Origin of the sequence: Pseudomonas sp. (genome assembly GCF_035512415.1) — a bacterium.
In the GTDB taxonomy this organism is placed as follows: Bacteria; Pseudomonadota; Gammaproteobacteria; order Pseudomonadales; family Pseudomonadaceae; genus Aquipseudomonas.
In genome coordinates this window covers 382,741-404,171 of sequence record NZ_DATKDZ010000005.1, presented here as the reverse complement: position 1 = coordinate 404,171, position 21,431 = coordinate 382,741, and the positions used below count along the sequence as shown (strand labels likewise).

The window sequence follows — 21,431 nt, the reverse complement described above, 5'->3', positions numbered from 1 at the left end:
GCTGGCATTGACCAAATGTCTGGAGGATGAAAGTCTTTGGTCATTAGCGTGAAAGTCGCGCAGCGACGCCTCCCTTTGTCCTTCTCCCCCGGGAGGCGGCTCCCGCTACCGTTAACTGGAGGCTCGATGGACGCTGATCCGCATAACGGCATGGCCAGTGCCCTGACCCATTCCTCGACCTTGCGCCGGCTGCTCTACGAGGCCCTGGCCGAGCTCGGCCTCGACCCTACCGATACCTATCGCCAGGCCTACCGCGGCGTGGCCCTGGCTCCGCCGCTGCTCAACGCCCGCGAGGACCACGACAACGCGCCACGCTTCTGGCAGGACCTGGCGGCCATCAGCGGCGACGCGGACATCGGCCTGCATCTGGGCGCGGTGATGCAGCCGCGGCCGCTGGATGTGGTCGGCTACCTGCTGCTGGCCAGCCGCGATCTGGGTCAGGCGCTGGAGTGTTTTGTGCGTTTTCAACACATCCTTTCCGGCGGGTTCGCTGCGCGGCTGGAGTTGGAGGGCGAGCAGGCGCGGCTGATCTTCGACCTCAACTACCGCGGCATCGGCTCGCTGCGCCAGCAGATGGAGTGCCTGGCGCTGTTGCTGCTGAAGATGCTGGGCAGTGTCTGCGATGGCGCTTTCACCCTGGACGGCGTGGATTTTCGCCACCCCGCACCGCGCCGGCTCAGCGAGCACCGGCGACTGTTCGGCCTGCTGCCGCGTTTCGCCCAGCCCCACGATGCGCTGCTTTTCCCCCGCGCCTGGCTAACCCGGCCATCACGCAGCGCCAACCCGCGGCTGTTTGCCGTGCTCTGGGCGCAGGCCGAAGTGGAGCTGGCGGAGCTTGAGGAAAACCAGCTGCTCAACCGCGTGCGCTACTGGCTGGAGGTCAACCTGGGCGTGCAGCTGTGTAATTTACCGAGTTGCGCCAAGGCCCTCGGTTACAGCGCCGGTGGCCTGCAGCGCGCCCTGGCCGAACAGCAGCAGAGCTTTCGCCAGCTGCATGATGAAGTGCGCCGCCTGCGCGCCCAGGCCCTGCTCGACAGCGGCCTGGCCATTCGCGAGGTGGCGCGGGCCTGTGGTTTTGCCGAACTGTCGCCGTTTTATCGGGCGTTCAAACGCTGGCAGGGTGAGACGCCGCAGGGTTATCGCCAGCAGGCAGGAGTTATCTAGTGCTGTGTTGCGTTTAAATCGCCAAGAACCTGCGGCCTGCGCGATTCGGTAAGCAGGTTGCTAGTCGTCCGCCGCCGACCATTGGCAAAAGCAGCCGACGGCCAGGGTGTTGCTAGCGCTGACCGGGCGATTGGCGGCCAGGGCTTCGAGGATCGGCTCGATAAAGCTGTTGCTGGAGGTACAGGTGGCCCCTTCGCTGTAAGGGCCGAAGTAGGCCAGCTGGCCGTCGCGGTCCCAGATCGCCACTGCCGGGCTGGCCGGGATCTGCGCGCTGCCTTCTAGATCGGGCAGGGCTTGCAGGGCGCTCAGGGTGGCGGGCAGCTGGCCTTTGCTGCCGGGTTTCTGCACGGCATAAAAGCTCACACCCAGAGGGCCATAGTGTTCGAGCAGTTCGGCCAGGTGCTGCTGGTTGCCGACATTGCAGGGGCAGGCCGGGTCCCAGAAGTGCACCAGGCGGATCGGCCCTGGGCCGGCCAGCTCGGCGGGCAGGCGCAGGCGTTCGCCATAGAACAGCGCCGTCTGGTCGCTGAAGCTGCGGATAAAGCGCGCCTCGTACCACTGGTAGGCGGCAAGCATGGCCGCGCCCCAGAGCAGAAGCAGCAGGCCGGCGAGCAGGCGTTTGTAGGTTCTGGGCATGGTGGGCCTTCGTAAACAGGTGCGCAGCTTGCCACGGCTGGCGCGACAGCTGAATATCCCTAACCTGAACCGCGCAGCGTCGCCGCCCTGCCAATCACTCGTCGGATAGTTGGAAGCCCCATGTCAGAGCCCTTTCAGCCGGATCACCTGATCGCCAGTCTGCGACCCTTGGCCGCAGCGGCGTCGCTTACCCCGGCCGAGCTGGATTACCGGCGCTTTTACGGTTTCGCCGGCATTGGCGCAGCGCACAGTCGCCTGGGCACTATTCAGGTTGGCGCTTACCGGATTGTTTTGCAGGCCTGGTGGCCCGAGCAGCCGCGCGCCACCTTGGTGCTGCTGCACGGCTATTACGACCACAGCGCGCTGTACCGCCATGTGATCGACTGGGCCCTGGCGATGGGCTTCGCCGTGCTGACCTTCGATTTGCCCGGGCATGGTCTGTCCAGTGGCGCGCGGGCCAGCATCGACGACTTTGCCGAGTATCAGCTGGTGCTGCAGGCGGTACTGGCCGAAGCGGCCGCCCTGGCGCTGCCGCAACCCTGGCATCTGTGTGGCCAGAGCACCGGCGGGGCGATTTTGATCGACTACCTGCTTAGCGGCCAGCCCGCCCCCGAGGTGGGCCAGACCATCCTGCTTGCGCCCCTGATCCGGCCGCGGGCCTGGGGTTGGTCGCAGCTCAGCTATCGGGTGATGAAACACTTCGTCCGGGAGATTCCGCGGCGGTTCAGCGTCAACTCCAGCGATGCGGACTTTATCGACTTTATCCACAACCAGGACCCGCTGCAGCCGCGTTGCCTGCCGACTGCCTGGGTGGGGGCGCTCAGCCAGTGGGTGCCACGCATCGAGTCGGCCGCGCGCAGCAGCCACAGCCCGCTGATTATCCAGGGTGAGGCGGATATGACGGTGGCCTGGCAGCACAACCTCGAAGTGCTGCAGGACAAGTTCGCCGCGCCACAGATCCTGCGTCTAAACCAGGCGCGCCATCATCTGGCCAATGAGATGCCTGACTTGCGCCAGCGCTATTTCGACTTTCTCACCGAGCGCCTGACGTAGGTTGGCGCTGAGCGCAGCGAAGCCCAACATGGAGTGCGTAGCACTACGCTCGACGATGGGCCGCCGAGCCGCAGTATTTGGCCGTTCAGATCCCCTGCGGTGCCGGGGCCAGGTTGGCGCTGCTCTGGCCCACCGCCAGGCCGCTGCGGATGGCGGCCAGGGCGGCCTGGTAGTAGGTCTTGCCGGCGTCTGACTGGGCAAAGCCGACAAACTCTTCCAGCTCCGGATCGCTCAGCTCGCGGTAAACGTGCAGCAGGGTGTTATCGAGGTCCGTGCCAATCTGTTCCATCAGGCGTTGGCGCTGACCGTTAAGCAGGGCTTGCGCGCTATCGCCACCGAGCAGGCCGGGAAGCATCTGGCTAAGGCTGTCGGCGGCCACGCCGGCCAGGGCCAGGCTGACTTCCGCGCCGGCTTCCTTGGCCGGTAGCACCTGGGCCAGGTGACGAATCAGCAGGCGGCGGGTAGCGCTGGCCTCGTTGCGCGGCAGGCCGTTGGCATAGCGCGCCAGTTGGTCGCTGCGGGTGGCGAGCAGTTCGGCGTCGATGATCTTGCGTCCCAGCGGCGACTGGAAGAACTGCAGCGCCGGTGTGGGCTCGCCGAGGTTGTCGCGCAGGCCCTGCTGGGCGCGCTGGTCGATGGCCTGGGGGGCGAAGCGCTGGTTGCTGTTATTCACCAGGGCCTGGTACACCGCTGGCGGCAGGCTGGCGCGATAACGTTCCTGAGCGGCTTGCAGGGCGTCGCTGAAATGCATGCGCTGCTGCGGCCAGCCGGCGGCCTGATACAACTGCAGGTAATCGTCGGCGAGGGCGGGCAGGCTGAGTAGCAGGGTCAACAGCAATGAAGTGACGCGCATAAGGACTCCGTTCGGGAAGGCGGCTATTTTCGGTGGGCAGTGGGCGCTTGTCGAGGCACAGTCGGCGGCCTGCTAGAATCGCCGTCCTGCATAGATGCAGGTACTCATTTCCTGGGGCAATAATTGACAACCCTGTCTGGCGATAACCTGAGTGCGTGCCTGGCACGCATCATCGACGACCTGGCCGTGCACGGCTGGTCGCTGCAACCCCTGTTCACACCTCCTACTCTGACCCTCGATCTGGCCCAAGAGTGCCATAGGCGCGCAGCCGCCGGTGCGCTGGTGCCGGCCAGTGTCGGTCGCGGCACTCTGGTGGTGGTCAGTGAAGGGGTGCGCGGCGACCGTATCCAGTGGCTGGAAGCCGGCCAGGATGCGGCCTGCGATCAGTATCTGGCGATCATGGATGGGCTGCGTCAGGCGCTAAATCAGGGGCTGTATTTGGGGCTGGAGGATTTCGAAAGCCACTTCGCCCTGTATCCGCCGGGAGCTTTCTACCTCAAGCACCTGGATCGCTTTCGCGATAACGACCGCCGTACGGTGTCGGCGGTGCTCTACCTCAATCAGGATTGGCAGGCCGAACAGGGCGGTGCGCTGCGCCTGTACCTGGCGGATGGCGAGACGCGCGATGTATTGCCTGAGGCGGGCACGCTGCTGGTGTTTCTTTCAGCCGACATGCCCCATGAGGTGTTGCCGGCGACCCGCGAGCGCCTGTCGCTGACCGGCTGGTTTCGTCGGCGTGGGGATGGGCCGCTGTAGGATGGGTGAAACCCATCAATCGACCGATGGGTTATCACCTGGGCGGCCCCACCCATCCTACGGCCCTAGAACACCTGAAGGTCTCAATGGCCCCAGATGCGCAGCTGCCCCTGCAGGTTGCTGAGGTCGCGGATTTCAACTCGGCCCAGGGTGCTGGAACCAGACGCGCCGGCATCACCGATACCGATGTCGGCGGCGATGCGCATGCGGATGGTCAGTGGCGTGGTGATCAGGCCGTCGGCCATCAGCTGATCGCTGGTGGTTTTCGTACAAGGGGAGAGTGTGATGCAGAAAATACTGGTAAGCCGCTGCCTGTTGGGCCATGCCGTGCGCTACGACGGCGGTGCCCATGGCCCCTTTACCGTGCTTGAGCGCTGGCAGCAGGAGGGGCGCATTGTGCCGCTGTGTCCGGAAGTCGCCGGCGGCCTGCCGACCCCACGCGCGCCGGCGGAAATTGCCGGTGGCCAGGGTGCGCAGGTGCTCGATGGGCATTTACCGGTGCTGACCGTGGATGGCGAAGATGTCAGCGCCGCCTTTCTTGCAGGTGCAGAACAGGCCCTGGCGCTGGTGGCGAAATATGGCATCCGGATGGCGCTGCTCAAGGCGCGCAGCCCGTCATGCGGTAACCGGGAAAATTACGATGGCAGTTTTAGCGGCACCAGGGTTGCCGGTGAGGGCGTGACCGCTGCGGCCTTGCGCCGTGCCGGGGTGCAGGTATTTAGCGAAGAAGAGCTGCCGGCGGCCGAAGCGGCGTTGCGTGAATTAGAGACCTGAACCGGCTGCGGGGGGCTTTAGCAGGTAGGTTGGGTTGAGGAGCAAGGCGACGAAGCCCAACGACGCAGCTGGGTTCTGTTGGGCTTCGCTGCGCTCAACGCCAACCTACGACACCGCGTCGCTCGGCCACGTGGCCGTTGAGAGCGCCATAAAAAAGGGAAGCCGAAGCTTCCCTTTTGCGTATCGCGGCCCTCGAAGAAGTCGCGTAGCGACGCCATCCTTTATCCTTCTCCCTTCGGGAGAAGGTGGCGCGAAGCGCCGGATGAGGGAGCGGGTATGCCCGCTTAGAACAGTACGCGGCTACGGATGGTGCCTTTAACGTGCTGCAGCTTCTCCAGCGCCAGGTCGGAGTAATCGGCGTCGACGTCGATTACTACATAGCCGACCTTGTCGTTGGTCTGCAGGAACTGGCCGGAGATGTTGATGCCGTTTTCGGCAAACACGTTGTTGATCTCGCTCATCACACCCGGAATGTTCTCGTGGATGTGCAGCAAGCGGTGCTTGCCTGGGTGCGCCGGCAGGGCCACTTCGGGGAAGTTGACCGAGGATACCGAGGTACCGTTGTCGCTGTACTTGACCAGCTTCTCGGCCACTTCCAGACCAATATTGGCCTGGGCTTCGGCAGTCGAGCCGCCGATATGCGGAGTCAGGATCACGCGATCCAGGCCACGCAGCGGGCTTGCGAACTCTTCGTCGTTGGACTTCGGCTCGACCGGGAATACGTCGATGGCCGCGCCGATCAGGTGCTCGTCCTTGATCGCGGCTGCCAGGTGATCCAGCTCGACCACGGTGCCGCGTGCGGCGTTGATCAGGATGCCGCCCTTCTTCATGGCGCGGATTTCTTTCTCGCCGATCATCCACTGGGTGGATGGCAGCTCAGGCACGTGCAGCGACACGATGTCGCACAGGCCCAGCAGGTCGTGCAGCTTGGCGATCTGGGTGGCGTTACCCAGCGGCAGTTTGGTCACGGTGTCGTAGAAGAACACCTGCATGCCCAGCGCCTCGGCGAGTACCGAAAGCTGGGTGCCGATCGAGCCGTAACCGACGATACCCAGCTTTTTACCGCGGATTTCGAAGGAGTTGGCCGCCGATTTGATCCAGCCGCCACGGTGGCAGGAGGCGTTTTTCTCGGGGATGCCGCGCAGCAGCAGGATGGCCTGAGCCAGCACCAGTTCGGCCACCGAGCGGGTGTTCGAGTAGGGCGCGTTGAATACGGCGATACCACGCTCGCGGGCGGCGTCCAGGTTGACTTGGTTGGTGCCGATGCAGAAGCAACCGACCGCGACCAGGCGCTTGGCGCAGTCGAAGACTTCGGCAGTCAGCTGGGTGCGCGAACGGATACCGATAAAGTGCGCGTCGGCGATCTTTTCTTTCAGCTCGTCGTCGGAGAGTGCGCCCTTGAGGTACTCGATGTTGGTGTAACCAGCGGCCTTCAGGGTGTCCACTGCATTCTGGTGGACGCCTTCAAGAAGAAGGAACTTGATCTTGCTCTTGTCGAGAGAGGTCTTGCTCATCGGAGTACCTGTTGTCCCACAAATGGTGTCAGGGAAGGGTCAGCGGCGGGGGCTGACTGCACCCGCAGATCGGCGCGGGGGCACGATTCACGGGGGGCGTATGCTAGCATACGAGCCCCGCGAAGCACCTACCCTGGCAGATGAAGCGTGCTCAGGGTGACCATGAATCGTTTGAGAGTTCCGTAGATGACCAACCCTGCGCTGATCGAAGAGCTGAAGACCCTGGTTGAGCCCGGCAAGGTGCTGACCGATGCCGATTCCCTCAACGCCTACGGCAAGGACTGGACCAAGCACTTCGCCCCAGCGCCGCTGGCGATTGCCTTCCCCAAGAGCATCGAGCAGGTGCAGGCCATTGTCCGTTGGGCCAATCAGCACAAGGTCGCGCTGGTGCCGTCCGGTGGCCGTACCGGCCTCTCCGCCGGCGCCGTGGCCGCCAATGGTGAAGTGGTGGTGTCCTTCGACTATATGAATCAAATTCTCGACTTCAACGAATTCGACCGCACCGCCGTGTGTCAGCCGGGCGTGGTCACCCAGCAACTGCAGATGTTCGCCGAAGACAAGGGTCTGTATTACCCGGTGGACTTCGCATCTGCTGGTTCCAGCCAGATTGGCGGCAATATCGGCACCAATGCCGGCGGGATCAAGGTGATTCGCTATGGCATGACCCGCAACTGGGTGGCTGGTTTGAAGGTCGTCACCGGCACCGGCGAGTTGCTGGAGCTGAACAAGGACCTGATCAAAAACGCCACCGGTTATGACATGCGTCAGCTGTTTATCGGTGCCGAAGGCACCCTGGGCTTTGTCGTCGAGGCCACCATGCGCCTGGACCGTGCGCCGAAGAACCTCACTGCGATGGTGCTCGGCACCCCGGACTTCGACTCGATCATGCCGGTGCTGCACGCCTTCCAGAACAAGCTGGACCTGACCGCTTTCGAGTTCTTCTCCGACAAGGCCCTGGCCAAGATCATGGCCCGTGGCGACGTGCCGGCGGCTTTTGAGACCGATTGCCCGTTCTACGCCCTGCTGGAGTTCGAAGCCACCACCGAAGAAGTTGCCGAAGCGGCCCTGGCCACCTTCGAGCATTGTGTCGAGCAGGGCTGGGTGCTCGATGGCGTGATGAGCCAGAGCGAGCAGCAGTTGCAGAACCTGTGGAAGCTGCGCGAGTACATCTCCGAGACCATCAGCCACTGGACGCCGTACAAAAACGACATCTCGGTCACCGTGTCGAAAGTGCCGGCGTTTTTGCACGATATCGACGCCATCGTCGGCGAGCATTACCCGGACTTCGAAATCGTCTGGTTCGGCCATATCGGCGATGGCAACCTGCACCTGAATATCCTCAAGCCGGAGAACCTGTCCAAGGACGAGTTCTTCGCCAAGTGCGCCACCGTCAACAAGTGGGTGTTCGAGACCGTGCAGAAGTACAACGGCTCGATCAGCGCCGAACACGGCGTGGGCATGACCAAGCGCGATTACCTGACCTACAGCCGTTCGGAAGCCGAGATTGGCTATATGAAGGCGATCAAGGCGGTGTTCGATCCGAACGGCATCATGAACCCGGGCAAAATCTTCCCGCTCTGACGGTTGAACCCACGTCTGTAGGAGCGGCCTTGGCCGCGATGTTTTGGGGTTCTGGACCCTTCGCGGCCAAGGCCGCTCCTACACGCGTTCAGATCGTAGGGCGGGTGTAACCCGCCACCTGTTAGCGGCGAATTGCACCCGCCCTACACCGCAGGCTCCCACAAAGAGCCGCGCACCGAATTCCCATAAGGAGTCGCCCATGAGTTACCAGCATCAGTACATCGACGGCACCCATATCCATTTCCCCATGGGCAAGGTGGTGTGTATCGGCCGCAACTACGCTGAGCATGCCAAGGAGCTGAACAACCCGGTGCCCACCGAGCCGTTGCTGTTTATCAAGGCTGGCAGCTGTGTAGTGCCGCTGGATGACGGCTTTACCTTGGTCGAGGGTAAAGGTGATGTGCATTACGAGGCGGAAATCGCCGTGCTGATCGGCAAGCCGCTGTCGCGCACGCCTAACGCTGAAGAAGTCATGGACGCCATTTCCGGCTTCGCCCCAGCCCTGGACCTGACCCTGCGTGACCTGCAAGCCACGCTCAAGGCCAAGGGTTATCCTTGGGAAACCGCCAAGAGTTTCGACGGTGCCTGCGTGCTGGCACCTTTTGTTCCAGGCGATGCAGTCGAGGACCTGGCCGATATCGGCATTCGTCTGAGCATCAACGGCGAAGTGCGTCAGGACGGTAACAGTCGCGACATGCTCAACCCGATTCTGCCGATGATCCAGCACATCTGCGGCCACTTCAGCCTGCAGCCGGGTGATGTGATCCTTACCGGCACGCCAGTCGGCGTCGGCCCGCTGCACAAGGGCGATGAGTTGGTGCTGGAGCTGGTCGGCCACAGTCGCTTCGCCAGTCGCGCGCTCTAGTCACTGCCGGGGCAGGATCTATGCGGGCATCTGGAGATGTCCGCCTAATCAAAACTTAAGCGTTGCGCTCTAGTCTGATCGTCATCGTTCTGTCGAGTCGTGTGCGATGTCTGGCCGGTTTTCCTCTTTGCTGCGTCCGCGCTGGTGGGCGCTGTTGTTGCTGGTGGCGGTGATCCTGTTGGCGGGTTACCGGCATTGGGATGATCGCCTGCACTTCTGGTTTAAACAGCAGCAGTCGAGCCCTGCCGAGCAGCAGGCGAGTATCTGGCTGCCCGGCTATCGCGCGGTGCTGCAGGGCAAGCCGGTACAGGGCCTGGAAGACGATGAGCTGTCCGGCCTGACCTACAGCCCGGAGAGCAACACGCTGTTTACCGTGACGGGTAAACACTCGCAGCTGATCGAGCTGACCCTGGATGGTCAGGTGTTGCGGCGCATCAGTCTGCATGGCTTTTCCAATCCAGAAGGGGTGGAAATGCTCGCCGGTGGTCGCTTGGCGATTATCGATGAACGCAAGCGTACTCTGACTACCTTCAAGCTGGGCGCTTTGACCCGCAGCCTTGAATTTGCCGATCTAGCGTCTTTCGACTTGGGCTTTGCCAATGCCGGCAACAAGGGCTTCGAGGGTATCGCCTGGGACTCGCGCAACGAGCGCGTGCTGCTGGGCAAGGAGCGCGGCCCGCTGGGGCTGTTCAGTCTGCCCTTTCCTGGTGAGGATGGGGCTGCGGGCGTATTGCAGCCGCTGCCAACCGGGCACCTGTTTCTGCGCGATATCTCCTCCCTGAGCTACGACGCCCGTACCGGCCATGCGCTGGTGCTGTCGGACGAGTCGCGCCTGCTACTGGAAGTCGATGCCGAGGGCGAACCGGTCAGCTTTATCAGTCTGAGCGGCGGCTTTAACGGCCTGCACCGGGGGATAAAGCAGGCGGAAGGGGTGACCATGGATGCGGCGGGCAATATCTATATCGTCAGCGAACCCAACCTGTTTTATGTGCTGAGCAAGCTGCCCCCGGCGGACCGCCCGGAGGACGATTGATTTAAGTTTGGCTTAAGCCGCGATTAAGCCTGGATTCAGCTGTGCCCTCTAGTCTTGCCCCATCACCTAACCGACTAGAGGCTTACACCATGAAGCGTTTCACTTTGGCTTTGCTGCTTGCTCCGCTATTCTCCACTGCCGCTCTGGCGGCCGGCTACACCGGCCCCGGCGCTACGGCTCAGGTCACCAGTGTGGCGGCGGCGTTGAAAGCCAGCGATGACACCCCGGTGATGTTGCAGGGGCAGATCGTCAAGCGTCTGCAGGACGAACTCTATGAGTTCAAGGATGCCAGCGGCACCATCAATGTCGAGATCGACGATGAAGATTGGCCGGCTCAGGCGATCTCCGAGAACGTTACGGTCAAGCTAGCCGGCGAAGTCGATCACGACCTGACCAGCCGCGAGATCGATGTCGATTCCCTCGAACTGGTCAAATAAGCCACGCCCTCGTTACCCGCGCCAGCCCGAAGCCATGCTTCGGGCTGGCGTCGTTGTGTCACCCGTTACTGTTTGAGAGTGAATCGCCATGCGAGACCATTTAACCCTGAAGCGCCTGCTGCTGAGCCTTGCCGTGCTGGCGTTGCTACTACTTGGCCTGTTCGCCCAGGAGTACCGCCTGTTCGAGCGGGCCTGGTTCAATGTGCAGCAATGGCAGCGGGCGGGCGAAGGGCAGGCGCGCGACATATTGTTGTCGGGCTATCAGGTGGATATCGAAGCCAAGGTGATCGAGGGGCTGGATGACGATGTCTCGGCGCTGACTTACGACCCGGATCGCAACAGCCTGTTTACCGTGACCAACCAGAAACCACAGCTGATCGAGCTGTCGCTCGATGGCGCGCTGCTGCGGCGTATCGACCTGCACGGCTTTGGCGATGCCGAGGCGGTGGAGTACATCAGTCAGGGCCTGTATGTGATCACCGATGAGCGCCAGCAGCGGCTGATCAAGGTGCGGGTGGATGATGCCACCACCGAATTGCATGCCGATCAGGCGCAGCAGTTCTCCCTGGGCATCGGCCTGAATGGCAACAAGGGCTTCGAGGGCCTGGCCTACGATTCGGCCGGCCAGCGCCTGTTTGTCGCCAAGGAGCGCGACCCGATCCGCATCTATGAGATTCACGGTTTTCCCCAGCGCGATCCGCAGCAACCCTTCGCCGTGCATGTGGTGGATGACCAGAAACGCGATGCCGGGTTGTTTGTGCGCGACCTTTCCAGCCTGCAGTTCGATGAGCGCAGCGGCCATCTGCTGGCGCTGTCCGATGAGTCGCGCCTGGTGCTGGAGCTGAATGTCGAGGGCAAGCCGATCAGCAGCCTGTCGCTGCTCGGCGGACGTAATGGCCTGACCCGCAGCGTGCCTCAGGGTGAGGGCATCGCCATGGATAACCAGGGTGTGCTCTATCTGGTTAGCGAGCCGAACCTGTTCTATCGCTTCAAGAAACCAGGCGCTTAGGCTGTGGCGTGAAGGCTGCGGCTGTTGGTTGCAGCAGGCGCGCAGTTTTCCATTCGAAGCCCAGGGTCAGGCCGATAGCGGCGCAGGCCAGGCCGCCGGCCAGCCCCCACCACACGCCTTCTGCGCCCCAGCCCAGCGGGAAGGCCAGCGCCCAGGCCAGCGGCGCGCCAACGGTCCAGTAGCAGCCGAGACCGACCCAGAAGGTGGTCTTGGCATCCTTGAGGCCACGAATCGCGCCCATGGCGATGGTCTGGATACCATCGAAGAACTCGAACCAGGCGGCAATCGCCAGCAGCGCCACGGCCAGGGCCACCACCTCGGCATAGGCTGGGTCGCGGTGGTCGAGAAACAAACCCACCACCCACTGCGGGGCCAGCCAGAACAGGCAGGCAAAACCCAGCATGCACACTGCGCCCAGGCCGATGCCCAGGCGGCCAGCCTGACGTGCTTGCAACAGGCGACCGGCACCGAAGTGCTGACCGATACGGAAGGTCACCGCGTAGGAAATGCCCACCGGCACCATAAAGGCCACGTACACCGACATGATCGCAATCTGGTGCGCCGCCAGCTGCTGGCTGCCCAGGGCTCCCATGCTCAGGGCGGCGAAGGCGAACAGCCCGGACTCCACCGCATAGGTGCCGCCAATCGGCAGGCCCAGGCGCAGCAGCTCTTTCAACTCGGCCCAGACCGGCCGCAGCAGCCCGCGCCACAGTGGGTAAGGGCTGTAGGCGCTATGGTGCAGCACATGCCAGGCCAGCAGCAGGGCCATGACATTCATCACCACGGCGGTGACCAGGCCGATCCCGGCCAGGCCCAGGTGCGGCAGGCCGAACCAGCCCTTGATCAGGGCGTAGTTGAGGACAAAGTTGGCCAGCGCCCCGCCAATGCTGATGGCCATCACCGGGCCAGGTCGGCCGATGGCGCTGGTAAAACCGCGCAGGGCCATAAAACTCATATAGCCGGGCAGGGCAAACACTAGGGTTGAAAGAAACTGCATGCCGCCGCTGACGTTCTCCGGCTGCTGGCCGAAGTACAGCAGTGCCGGGCCCAGGTTCCACAATGCCAGGCCGGCCAGCAGCGCCAGGCCCCAGCCCAGCCACAGACCGTTCTGCGTCAGCCGAGTCACCCCGGCGGCGTCCTGCGCGCCGTGACGGATGGCCACCAGATTGCCGACCGAGGCAATCACCCCGACGCAGAAGATCGACACAAAGGAATAACTGGCAGCGCCCAGCCCACCGGCAGCCAAGGTCGCGGGGCCGAGCAGGCCCATCATCACGGTGTCGGTAAATACCATCAGCACATGTGCCAATTGCGCAGCAATCAGTGGCCCGGCGAGTTTCAGGATGGCGCGCAGTTCGCCACGAAGCTGATGCAGCATGATGAGTTCTACTCAGTCTGAAGGCTTGCTCGGGTGATCCGTGCAGGCAGAGAATGCGCCTATTCTCATGAGCCAACTGCTACAGCACAAAAGGATAATAGCGATGACAGGCATGACTATTACTCATGAGTCGGGTGCATGAGCCAGCGCCTGCCACCGCTTTATGCCTTGCGCGCCTTCGAAGCTGCGGCACGGCACAGCTCCTTTACCCGCGCCGCCGAAGAACTGGCGATTACCCAGAGTGCGGTCAGCCGGCATGTGCGCACCCTGGAAGATCACTTCGCTTGCCGCTTGTTCGAGCGCCGTGGCCGCAGCCTGCAACTCACCGAGACGGCGCGCATGTTGCTGCCGGGGCTGCGCGATGGCTTCGAGGCGCTGGAGCGGGCCTGCAACACCCTGCGTGTCGACGACACGGTGCTGCGCCTGAAGGCTCCCTCGACGCTGACCATGCGCTGGTTGCTGGCGCGCCTGTCGCGCTATCGCCTGCTCAGCGCCAGTGAGGTGCAACTGACCAGCGCCTGGATGGATGTGGACAAGGTGGACTTTCTCCATGAGCCCTTCGACTGCGCCGTACTGCTCAGTCAGGGCGACTTCCCGGAGGAATGGGAGAGCACAGAGCTGTTCGCCGAGTGGCTGATCCCGGTCTGCGCGCCTGAGGCTTTGAGCGAGCAAGCCTGGGATCTGCCGCGCCTGCAGGCCGCCGAGCTGCTGCATCCCACTCCGGACCGCCGTGACTGGCGGCAGTGGTTGCAGGCCATGGGCCTGGCCGATCAGGTGGCGCTCAAGGGTGGCCAGGTGTTCGATACCCTGGAGCTGGGCATGGTGGCTGCGGCGCGCGGCTATGGCGTATCGATCGGCGATCTGGTGATGGTTGCCGAGGATGTCGCTCAGGGTCGGCTGAGTCTGCCCTGGCCCTGCGCGGTGCCCAGTGGTTGCAGCTACTACCTGGTCTGGCCCAAGGCACGCCGCGGTCAGGAGCGTTTCCGCCGTTTGCGTGATTATCTGGTGGCCGATGTGGCGGCGATGCAGTTGCCAGTGGTGGAGCGCGTCCGCTAGTACGGCTGTAGTGCTGAGCGTAAAAAATATTGGACTATCAGTTCTTGGCTTTCACAGATAAGTGATTATAAAACAGCCATTTATGGCATTTTTTAGAGTGAACTGCCTGCTGCTCTCGGTCTGATTTCTTAACAATTCACGCTTATTTGTTTGACATATTTTACGGCTTTGGCAGACTGGCTTCAGAGTTGTGACTGCCAGATGAGCGTTTCTAGCGCATCTGATGCCGCTGCGGCAGGCCTTTTGACAGGCGCAACCAGCTGTAAAAACAGGAGGTGCATGACAACCGTCAGCCCTTCTGCACAACAACGGCAGCCAATCCGGGCTGCCCCAAGGTGATGTATGTCCAACAACAATTCGAAACAGCGCCAAGGCGCGCGTAAACCGGTTGTCCTGATGTCCATGGGTGCTCAAGAGCGCAAAGGACATGCCTATCAAGTCATGACCCACAAATATATAAATCCCCTGGTTGAACTGTCTGGCTGCGTGCCGCTGCTGGTGCCCAGTTGCTGCGGCATCGATGACATCGACCAGTACCTGTCGATGGTCGATGGGGTCTACCTGACCGGTGCCGGCAGCAATATCGACCCGGCCCTCTACGGCCAGGAAAACCTGACCCCGAGCAAGGGCCAGGATCAGGAGCGTGACCTCTTCGATATCCCACTGATTCACGCAGCCCTGGCCCGTGGCTTGCCGCTGTTCGGCATCTGCCGCGGCATGCAGGAAATCAATGTGGCCCTGGGTGGCAGCATCCACCAGAAGGCCTATGAAGTGCCGGGCATCAGCGACCATCGCGAAGATCCGAGCACCTCGGTTGCCGAACAATATGCCGACCGCCACAGCGTGCGCGCGCTGCCGGGCAGCTGGTTTGCCGAACTGATGGGGCATGCCGAGTTCCCGGTCAACTCCCTCCACGGTCAGGCCGTAGACCGCCTGGGTGCTGGCGTCGAAGCCCTGGCCCATGCCGAGGATGGCCTGATCGAGGCGATTCACCTGCCGGACGCGGAGCAGTTCACCCTGGCCGTGCAATGGCACCCGGAATGGCAGGCCGCAGAGAACCCGCACTCGGTGAAGATCTTCCAGGCCTTTGGCGACGCCTGCCGTGAACAGGCCGCCCGGCGCGACCAGTAAGCACGGAACCGAAATAAAGAAGCCCCGCAAATGCGGGGCTTCTTTTTGGACAATGTTTGTTGGAGAAATCTGCGCGGCTGAGATTGGAGTCGGCGTTTTGTACCGAGAGGGTCGGACCTAGGTTTGACGTAGCAACGAGCAAACAGGCATTCCCACTGCTCAATTCGCGGCTAGTCAGTCCAGAACAACTTTTCCAGCACAGCTGCCCAGGCAGTGGTGCCAGGACAGAAAGCGGCCAAGGATCTTCCCTGCCAATATTTCCGTGTCGACACCGTTTTGCGAAGTGTGCCGTTAAACTTGGCGTGTGTAACTCAGAGAGCGAATTTCTTTCGTCGCATCATTACACGCCCCCCTGGCGATCCCGCCAAGTGACGGCCCCATGCGTTTGCCACTGTCACGACACCAGTCTGGCTGCGCAAAACGCCAGAGCGTGCCACACGACTGGGGGGCGTATTAATGTCGTGCGGAAGAACGCCGTTTTTTAGATAGTTTGCTCGCACGAACATCATCCATCAAACCGGCGTTCTTGTTTCTGTGTTTCCCGGGGGTCCGTGAAAACCTTTTTGTGTGGTGAAACCTAGCCCTACGTCACGGCAGCTGTTTTGGCAGGTTCGCCGTCGATCACGACATTGAAAGGTGCCTGTTCACGATCACGCAGGCCGTAGTCCCGGATCACCGAGGTAACACGTACACGGTAGTCATCGAAGATCTTGTCGCGCCCCGCTTTCTGCGCCGACAGGTGTGCGGTTACGTTGCGCCACTGCACCACGGCTTCCTCATCACGCCAGGTAGTGACCGACATGACTTTCTTGGGGTTCAGCGTGCTTTGAAAACATTCGACAGAAATAAAGCCTTCCATAGGTTCGAGCATCGGCGTCAGCTTGTTTACTAGGTCAACATAGGTCTTGCCTTGACCCGGCAGCGCCTGCAACTCAAACAAAACTACGATCATTTTTGACTCCTCATCCTTGCATTTATAGATATGAAAAACGTATGCACTTATCCATCAAGACGTGAAAGCCCTAGTTTGCGTGAAGGATGAGAAGGTCGTAGTGCAACGGCCAATGACGTGCCGCTAGGGCACCTTCTCTTCTTCCTTAGTTCCTCGGGAGCCCAGTTGATGGAGGTGGCTTGCAGCCAACTTATCGCTGGAAAACAGGTCGCTTTCAGGCCGAAACGTGCTCATCTAGGTTGTTCAGCCAGTCGCTGAGTACTGCACGTGCCCCATGGGTCAGCCGGTCACCGACGGTGACGGCAGCGCTCCGCAGTGAGCAAGGGTCAATACTTGCGTGCGCCAATTCGCTGGCATGTCCCACCAGCCACTGTTCGAGTTTGCGTATATCGGCTTCTAGGTGGAACTGCAGTCCAAGGACGTTGCGGCCCACCGCAAACGCCTGATGGGTGCCTATAGCGGTACTGGCCAAGTGCACGCCCCCTTCGGGAATGTCGAACTGGTCACCGTGCCAGTGCAACACGGGCGTACCCTCCAGTTTGGCCAGCGCCGAATCCTGCCCCGCAGGGGTGAGGGTCAGTGGTGAAAAGCCGATTTCCTTGACTCCTAGCGGATACACTTTGGCACCCAGGGCCCGAGCGATCAATTGCGCGCCCAGGCAGATACCCAGCATGGGTTTACCGGACTGTAAGCGCTGACGTACCAGCGCTAGCTCGTTCTGAAGGAACGGATAAAGCTGTTCGTCATAGGCACCAATGGGGCCGCCGAGCACGATCAGCAGGTGGGCTTGCTGCACCTGGGGGCTGTCCAGTGTGTCGAGGGAGGGGGCAAGGTAACGCAGTTCATAACCCTGCTCGACGAGCACGGTATCGAGGGTGCCAACATCCTCGAAGTGAATGTGTCGCAGTGCAATTGCGGTTTTCATGGAAAATTTACCTGTGAAAGAAATGGAGGTGGCTCAGGCCTGCGGGTTCAGATCTACCTTGAGTGTCCCAGACTGGGGGAAGGTGCAGCACGCCAGTGCATACCCTTCGCTCTTGTCCTGATCACTGAGGCAGAAGTCTGGCTCAAGGGTGTATTCACCGTCTGAAACCTTGATCCGGCAGTTGCCGCAGATGCCGGCCCGGCACTGGCTGCGCACTGCAATACCGCTGGACTCGAGCATGTCCAGCAGGCTCTTGCCTGCTGGCATTTCAAGCATCTGGTCGTTAGTAGTCAGGTGCAACCGCACCGACGCCTGGGCGTCTGTAGGCTCTGTTGTTACGAGTGCCGTCGGGGGCGTGAATGACTCAATCAGAAGCTTGCTGGTGGGGAACATCGTCAGGGTGTGCTCGCGCAGCCCTTGAGCAAAGCGGTGGCTGCCGCAAATCACCACGGTCTCTGGCATGTCTAGAAGGCTCAGGTCTTTATCGCCAGGGCGGCCCTGCTTGAAGTGGCCGTTGCTCTTGACCGCTTCGCGGGTGACGAACACCTGCAAGGAGAACCAGTGTGTGGTCAACTCTAGTTCCAGCAACTCGTGCAGGAAGGGGATATCGGCAATAGTCGACACACACAGCAGCAGGGTGACATTTGGCACCGATGACCCGCGACGTGAGCGTTCACGCAATCCGCGTAGCAAGGCAACCGGCAGGGTGACACCAATGCCGCCGGCGAGCATGCCGACCCGCTGACAGCCTGCGACCGACGCTAGGGAAATCTCTCCGGCCACAAATTGTATCGGTGCTATCGAGCCCTCCCGCAAGGTGGCATGCAGATGATCCGATACTCCGCCGTGGCCTGCGCGCTTGACCGCTATTTCGAATAGATCCGCGCCTTGCTTACGGGTGATCGAATACAACCGCTGGTGACGGGTGCCCGACGTGTCTGGGTAATGTAGGGCCACATGTTTGCCCGGTTCCAGGTTGTTGAGGAACTCGGTATGGGCACCTTGCACACGGAGGGTGAAGACTTTCACGTCCGCCGTTTCAGTGATCACACCCTCGCAGCGCGCCTGTAGGGTAGTGCTGTTCATGCGCGGACCTTTTCGCGTAAGACTTCAAGGGCGCCTTCAGCATTACCAAGGCCGTTGCCGGTCAGTCCGATGCGGTTGATCAGAGCCTCGACCGAGTCGGTGTAGACGCTGATCTCGTTTCTATCGCCCACGTCATGCAGGATGTCTCTGGCATGGGGAAACGCCAACATCGAAAACACCGTTGCCCAAGCCCCCATTTCATTGTTGGCGAACATCTGTACGGTCTTGAGAATGACCGAGCGCAGGTACTCGCGTTCTTTGCGGCTCAGGCCATGAACGATATCGGAGGCGACGAAGCTGAAGACACTGGAATGGCTCCATTCATCCATGGCATGGGTGCGGGTGACTTCATGGCAGATGGGCTGGATTCCAGTGTCTTCGGCCATGGTCTTGAGGTAGTCGGTTATCAACGTTTCACTGGCGCACGCGATACCGAAGCGCGTCAGGCGACGCTCCCACTCGGCATTGCAGTTGGCCAGAAGACCTTCGCGCCACGTCACCAGGTTGAAGTCGCAGAAGTCGAGTGGTGGGAGTGCGCGTCTGTCATAGATATAGTTACAGGCCATGATCGACATGCGAGTGTGCAGCGCTTCGTCCAACAGTGCCTGGGACATTACGTCCTGCAGCAATGCGCGGTTCTGGCTCGGCGGAGCCGTCTTGATAATGTCCTCGCACGCAGGTACCACCACATCGCATTCGATGTAGATGGTTTTGAGGTTATAGATTCCCCAGGCATAGGAGAGGCACTTGGATTGCAGTGCTTCAGGAGCTTCGCGCCATGCCTGGTGATGCCGGAAAGGCAGTAGGGAAGCACTGAAGTCCTGCTTGGATGGGTTGAAGGCAAGGTTCCAGTAGTCCGGTTGGTCATTGTTGACGGCGGCTCGGGTTTTCCAGAGTCCGGACAGTTTTGCCAGCATGTTATGAACCACGTCATCGGTTCCACAGTTCAAACGTTCCATGTTCTCGTTCCCATTGGTCAGGCTATCTTTAAGGTGTTAACACGCTAGACATTGCTTAAACATCACTCACCACCGCAAGCCCTCGCGCCGCAAAGGGAGCGGGTGACCTGCATGGATTTTTTCATCATTCTGGATCTTGCCTGGTACCACTCCTGTATCAGGGTCAGCACGACTGTCAGGCTCATGAATGTCACGCAGCCCCAGAAGATGACTGTGGGGTGTCCCTGGTCCAGCATCCATCCGAAGCTGATGGGGCCGATTGCACCACCGATATTGAAGCCGGTGGAGACGATGCCGAAGGTTTTTCCTTCGGCATCCTTGGGCGATGCTGCCCGCACCAACATATCGCGCGATGGTGCGATCAACCCCGTCAGGAACCCTATGGCACCAAGGGCGATGATCAGCGCGAGTTCGCTAAAACGGGCCATGGCGACGATGGCCATTAACAAGGTGGCCAGCGAAAAAGCGGTGGCGGCAACCACTCCATGACGCTGGGTACGATCGGCCAGCGCACCACCGGCCAGTACGCCAAAGGCGCTGGCAAACAGGAATGCCGTCAGCGCCGCATTGGCCCAGGGTAGCGCTGCCCCCTGCCCTTGCATCAGGGCTGCTACAGAGAATTTTTCAATTGTGCCGGTGCTCAAGTTCAACAACATGAACAGCAAAACCAGGCTCAGGATCATTGGCGAGAGCAGTGACAGCCGTCGGATACTGGTGGTGTTGAGTGCAGGTGCGAGCAGGTTACGCACTTGGGCAGCCTGTATCAGCCCGGGATTGGGTATCAACAACAGCCCCAGCGCGACAAAGCCCACCAGCGCAGCACTAGCGAATGCCAGGCTGGGGTCGCTCGCGGTGGCAGTCCCGAGCAGAAACACCGGTGCAATGGCGGCACCCAGAAACCCGGCAAAGGTATGGATAGAGAACGCCTTGCCGACATGGGCAGGATTGATCTCTTGAGAGAGCAGCGCATAGTTGGCCGGGTGGTAGACGGCGTTGGCAACACCGGCCAACGCCATGGCAATGAGCAAACAGCTGTAGCTTGAGAACAGTGCGATTAGCAGGAACTGATGCTGCCTAGAGCAACTCCGGCGATTAGTAAACGCCTGGGTCCGTAATGATCGACGGCGAAACCCATGGGGGGCTGCACTAGCGTCGTAATGATATTGAAGATGCTCAGGGCTAGGCCCAGCTCCACGTAACCTACTCCAAAGAAAACCGGTAGCACGGGGAGCAGGGCCGCCAACACCATGATGTGCAAATGACTGACAAAGTGCGCCGCTGCTACCTGAGGAAGCAGTCCGATACGGATAATCGACATGGCTAAACCTGTTCTATGAGTATCAACGTTCTGGCAAGACGTGTTCTGCGATCCGGCGGAGTCGCTGCCTGCTGACGTTAGGGAAGCCATGGCGAGTCGGATCGACGCAGATATTAAGCACGCCATGGTCTTGTGTGATAGTCCATTATTGGCAAGGAAACCAGACCGCTTTAGGGTAAGGCTGAATTCTGTGCGGTTTCGCTTAGGCGCGTATACGTCGAGGCGGTTTGCAGTTAAGTGGTCTGTAGAGTGCAGAATAAAACTGCACATATAGTCAGCCCGTTGGCAGGTGGGGTGGTCGCCAGTTGATAAGCCCACAAGCAGGTGCGGCTTGTTATTCAGCGTTTACCGATAGGAGCCAATATGCCGTATTCCACTTAGACAGGCGGGCACGTACTGAGCGGGTCGCTACCGAGAGTTTCGTCAGTCGCGCAGTGCTTGAGGCTCAGGGATCGGTATTGACCAGCATGCACGCCGAGGGCTATCCGGGGCGTCGTTACTACGCCGGTTGCTGTAGTGTCGGTGCGATTGAAGATATCGCCAGTGAGCGCGCAAAATGGCTGTTCAAGTGTGCCTACGCCAACCCTCAGCCTTATTCCGGCATTCAGACGAACCAGGCGGTGTTTCTGGCACTTTTGACACCTGGCGATAAGATCCTAGGGTTGGATCTTAAGGCCGGTGGGCATCTGCCCCGTGGCAGCGCGACCATCACCCCACGTGGGGCCCGTGGAGGGATGATCCTGTGTAACGAGCGAGTTATTGCGAAAGAAATCAACGCGACAGTGGCCCCTCGGCCTGGTGGGGGGACGTAGCGGAACCATAGACAGCCGCACGCAGCTGTCTATTCGTGAGGGGGTTGCCAATCTGGTCAGGCGTTTTAGGATGCCTTGCTAATTAACCTCTTTACCTTTTATCTGAACAGGAATTGCAATGCCAGATATCAACCAGGCC

Annotated in this window: 21 protein-coding genes and 1 pseudogene; 12 read left to right on the top strand and 10 right to left on the bottom strand. The window is 60.9% G+C overall.

Annotated features, from left to right (window positions below; translation table 11 throughout):
- Positions 1-126: 126 nt before the first annotated feature.
- Complete coding sequence (locus tag VMP31_RS03185; protein WP_325503972.1) at positions 127-1,164, top strand: AraC family transcriptional regulator; 1,038 nt, start codon at positions 127-129, stop codon at positions 1,162-1,164.
- Positions 1,165-1,224: 60 nt separating this feature from the next.
- On the opposite strand, the gene VMP31_RS03180 is transcribed toward VMP31_RS03185, so the two are convergent.
- Positions 1,225-1,800 (bottom strand): DUF6436 domain-containing protein, encoded by a 576-nt coding sequence (locus VMP31_RS03180; protein WP_325503970.1) that lies wholly within the window; start codon positions 1,798-1,800, stop codon positions 1,225-1,227.
- A 120-nt stretch (positions 1,801-1,920) separates the two neighbouring features.
- On the opposite strand from VMP31_RS03180, the gene VMP31_RS03175 reads away from it, so the two are divergent.
- The gene (locus VMP31_RS03175) at positions 1,921-2,853 is read left to right on the top strand and encodes an alpha/beta hydrolase (protein ID WP_325503968.1); all 933 of its coding nucleotides are present in this window, start codon (positions 1,921-1,923) and stop codon (positions 2,851-2,853) included.
- 85 nt (positions 2,854-2,938) lie between these two features.
- On the opposite strand, the gene VMP31_RS03170 is transcribed toward VMP31_RS03175, so the two are convergent.
- The gene (locus VMP31_RS03170) at positions 2,939-3,706 is read right to left on the bottom strand and encodes a hypothetical protein (RefSeq protein ID WP_325503966.1); all 768 of its coding nucleotides are present in this window, start codon (positions 3,704-3,706) and stop codon (positions 2,939-2,941) included.
- Between the two features lie 123 nt (positions 3,707-3,829).
- Between VMP31_RS03170 and VMP31_RS03165 the strand changes: the two genes are divergently transcribed.
- Positions 3,830-4,462 carry a 2OG-Fe(II) oxygenase gene (locus VMP31_RS03165; protein WP_325503964.1) on the top strand — a complete coding sequence of 211 codons (633 nt, stop codon included), beginning with the start codon at positions 3,830-3,832 and terminating at the stop codon, positions 4,460-4,462.
- A gap of 83 nt (positions 4,463-4,545) precedes the next feature.
- Here the strand turns inward: VMP31_RS03165 and VMP31_RS03160 are convergent, their stop codons facing one another.
- Positions 4,546-4,707: a hypothetical protein gene (locus VMP31_RS03160; RefSeq protein WP_325503962.1), complete on the bottom strand. Its 162-nt coding sequence runs from the start codon at positions 4,705-4,707 to the stop codon at positions 4,546-4,548.
- 40 nt (positions 4,708-4,747) lie between these two features.
- Here VMP31_RS03160 and VMP31_RS03155 point away from each other — a divergent pair, with 40 nt between their 5' ends.
- A complete protein-coding gene (locus VMP31_RS03155; protein WP_325503960.1) occupies positions 4,748-5,236 on the top strand; it encodes a DUF523 domain-containing protein in 489 nt (162 codons plus the stop codon).
- Between the two features lie 284 nt (positions 5,237-5,520).
- On the opposite strand, the gene serA is transcribed toward VMP31_RS03155, so the two are convergent.
- Positions 5,521-6,750, bottom strand: a complete 1,230-nt coding sequence (gene serA / locus VMP31_RS03150; protein ID WP_325503958.1) for a phosphoglycerate dehydrogenase — start codon at positions 6,748-6,750, stop codon at positions 5,521-5,523.
- 186 nt (positions 6,751-6,936) lie between these two features.
- Between serA and VMP31_RS03145 the strand changes: the two genes are divergently transcribed.
- The 5 genes from VMP31_RS03145 to VMP31_RS03125 all read left to right on the top strand — a co-directional run bounded on the left by VMP31_RS03145 (position 6,937) and on the right by VMP31_RS03125 (position 11,675).
- Positions 6,937-8,331 carry an FAD-binding oxidoreductase gene (locus VMP31_RS03145; protein WP_325503956.1) on the top strand — a complete coding sequence of 465 codons (1,395 nt, stop codon included), beginning with the start codon at positions 6,937-6,939 and terminating at the stop codon, positions 8,329-8,331.
- 199 nt (positions 8,332-8,530) lie between these two features.
- The gene (locus tag VMP31_RS03140; RefSeq protein ID WP_325503955.1) at positions 8,531-9,196 is read left to right on the top strand and encodes a fumarylacetoacetate hydrolase family protein; all 666 of its coding nucleotides are present in this window, start codon (positions 8,531-8,533) and stop codon (positions 9,194-9,196) included.
- 106 nt (positions 9,197-9,302) lie between these two features.
- Entirely contained in the window at positions 9,303-10,229 is a 927-nt protein-coding gene (locus VMP31_RS03135) for an SdiA-regulated domain-containing protein (protein WP_325503954.1), read from the top strand.
- Positions 10,230-10,318: 89 nt separating this feature from the next.
- On the top strand, positions 10,319-10,666 hold the full coding sequence (locus VMP31_RS03130) for a NirD/YgiW/YdeI family stress tolerance protein (protein ID WP_325503953.1): 348 nt from the start codon (positions 10,319-10,321) through the stop codon (positions 10,664-10,666).
- Positions 10,667-10,754: 88 nt separating this feature from the next.
- The gene (locus tag VMP31_RS03125; RefSeq protein ID WP_325503952.1) at positions 10,755-11,675 is read left to right on the top strand and encodes an SdiA-regulated domain-containing protein; all 921 of its coding nucleotides are present in this window, start codon (positions 10,755-10,757) and stop codon (positions 11,673-11,675) included.
- Here VMP31_RS03125 and VMP31_RS03120 read toward each other — a convergent pair.
- On the bottom strand, positions 11,656-13,053 hold the full coding sequence (locus tag VMP31_RS03120; RefSeq protein WP_325503951.1) for a NorM family multidrug efflux MATE transporter: 1,398 nt from the start codon (positions 13,051-13,053) through the stop codon (positions 11,656-11,658). The genes VMP31_RS03125 and VMP31_RS03120 overlap by 20 nt on opposite strands.
- A 138-nt stretch (positions 13,054-13,191) precedes the next feature.
- On the opposite strand from VMP31_RS03120, the gene VMP31_RS03115 reads away from it, so the two are divergent.
- Together VMP31_RS03115 and VMP31_RS03110 are read left to right on the top strand one after the other, a co-directional pair.
- Positions 13,192-14,109 (top strand): LysR substrate-binding domain-containing protein, encoded by a 918-nt coding sequence (locus VMP31_RS03115; protein ID WP_325503949.1) that lies wholly within the window; start codon positions 13,192-13,194, stop codon positions 14,107-14,109.
- Positions 14,110-14,451: 342 nt separating this feature from the next.
- Positions 14,452-15,240: a gamma-glutamyl-gamma-aminobutyrate hydrolase family protein gene (locus VMP31_RS03110; RefSeq protein WP_325503947.1), complete on the top strand. Its 789-nt coding sequence runs from the start codon at positions 14,452-14,454 to the stop codon at positions 15,238-15,240.
- A gap of 583 nt (positions 15,241-15,823) precedes the next feature.
- Here the strand turns inward: VMP31_RS03110 and VMP31_RS03105 are convergent.
- From VMP31_RS03105 to VMP31_RS03085, 5 genes and pseudogenes are all read right to left on the bottom strand, one after another.
- A complete protein-coding gene (locus VMP31_RS03105) occupies positions 15,824-16,192 on the bottom strand; it encodes an antibiotic biosynthesis monooxygenase (protein ID WP_325503945.1) in 369 nt (122 codons plus the stop codon).
- 214 nt (positions 16,193-16,406) lie between these two features.
- Positions 16,407-17,117 (bottom strand): glutamine amidotransferase, encoded by a 711-nt coding sequence (locus VMP31_RS03100; protein WP_325503943.1) that lies wholly within the window; start codon positions 17,115-17,117, stop codon positions 16,407-16,409.
- Between the two features lie 33 nt (positions 17,118-17,150).
- Positions 17,151-18,203, bottom strand: coding sequence for a 2Fe-2S iron-sulfur cluster-binding protein (locus VMP31_RS03095; RefSeq protein WP_325503941.1), 1,053 nt, complete (start codon positions 18,201-18,203; stop codon positions 17,151-17,153).
- On the bottom strand, positions 18,200-19,162 hold the full coding sequence (locus VMP31_RS03090) for a diiron oxygenase (RefSeq protein ID WP_325503939.1): 963 nt from the start codon (positions 19,160-19,162) through the stop codon (positions 18,200-18,202). Before VMP31_RS03090 ends, VMP31_RS03095 begins: the two co-directional genes overlap by 4 nt.
- A gap of 62 nt (positions 19,163-19,224) precedes the next feature.
- A pseudogene (locus VMP31_RS03085) lies at positions 19,225-20,480 on the bottom strand (MFS transporter).
- A 305-nt stretch (positions 20,481-20,785) separates the two neighbouring features.
- On the opposite strand from VMP31_RS03085, the gene VMP31_RS23335 reads away from it, so the two are divergent.
- Positions 20,786-21,292 (top strand): hypothetical protein, encoded by a 507-nt coding sequence (locus tag VMP31_RS23335; protein WP_414705421.1) that lies wholly within the window; start codon positions 20,786-20,788, stop codon positions 21,290-21,292.
- Positions 21,293-21,431 lie beyond the last annotated feature (139 nt).

Coding starts and splice junctions, on each gene's coding strand:
- VMP31_RS03100 (WP_325503943.1), bottom strand. CDS start 17,117: ATGAAAACCGCAATTGCACTGCGACACATTCACTTCGAGGATGTTGGC.
- VMP31_RS03170 (WP_325503966.1), bottom strand. CDS start 3,706: ATGCGCGTCACTTCATTGCTGTTGACCCTGCTACTCAGCCTGCCCGCC.
- VMP31_RS03105 (WP_325503945.1), bottom strand. CDS start 16,192: ATGATCGTAGTTTTGTTTGAGTTGCAGGCGCTGCCGGGTCAAGGCAAG.
- VMP31_RS03160 (WP_325503962.1), bottom strand. CDS start 4,707: ATGGCCGACGGCCTGATCACCACGCCACTGACCATCCGCATGCGCATC.
- VMP31_RS03140 (WP_325503955.1), top strand. CDS start 8,531: ATGAGTTACCAGCATCAGTACATCGACGGCACCCATATCCATTTCCCC.
- VMP31_RS03090 (WP_325503939.1), bottom strand. CDS start 19,162: ATGGAACGTTTGAACTGTGGAACCGATGACGTGGTTCATAACATGCTG.
- serA (WP_325503958.1), bottom strand. CDS start 6,750: ATGAGCAAGACCTCTCTCGACAAGAGCAAGATCAAGTTCCTTCTTCTT.
- VMP31_RS03125 (WP_325503952.1), top strand. CDS start 10,755: ATGCGAGACCATTTAACCCTGAAGCGCCTGCTGCTGAGCCTTGCCGTG.
- VMP31_RS03185 (WP_325503972.1), top strand. CDS start 127: ATGGACGCTGATCCGCATAACGGCATGGCCAGTGCCCTGACCCATTCC.
- VMP31_RS03175 (WP_325503968.1), top strand. CDS start 1,921: ATGTCAGAGCCCTTTCAGCCGGATCACCTGATCGCCAGTCTGCGACCC.
- VMP31_RS03180 (WP_325503970.1), bottom strand. CDS start 1,800: ATGCCCAGAACCTACAAACGCCTGCTCGCCGGCCTGCTGCTTCTGCTC.
- VMP31_RS03155 (WP_325503960.1), top strand. CDS start 4,748: ATGCAGAAAATACTGGTAAGCCGCTGCCTGTTGGGCCATGCCGTGCGC.
- VMP31_RS03135 (WP_325503954.1), top strand. CDS start 9,303: ATGTCTGGCCGGTTTTCCTCTTTGCTGCGTCCGCGCTGGTGGGCGCTG.
- VMP31_RS03120 (WP_325503951.1), bottom strand. CDS start 13,053: ATGCTGCATCAGCTTCGTGGCGAACTGCGCGCCATCCTGAAACTCGCC.
- VMP31_RS03095 (WP_325503941.1), bottom strand. CDS start 18,203: ATGAACAGCACTACCCTACAGGCGCGCTGCGAGGGTGTGATCACTGAA.
- VMP31_RS03115 (WP_325503949.1), top strand. CDS start 13,192: ATGAGCCAGCGCCTGCCACCGCTTTATGCCTTGCGCGCCTTCGAAGCT.
- VMP31_RS03145 (WP_325503956.1), top strand. CDS start 6,937: ATGACCAACCCTGCGCTGATCGAAGAGCTGAAGACCCTGGTTGAGCCC.
- VMP31_RS03130 (WP_325503953.1), top strand. CDS start 10,319: ATGAAGCGTTTCACTTTGGCTTTGCTGCTTGCTCCGCTATTCTCCACT.
- VMP31_RS03110 (WP_325503947.1), top strand. CDS start 14,452: ATGTCCAACAACAATTCGAAACAGCGCCAAGGCGCGCGTAAACCGGTT.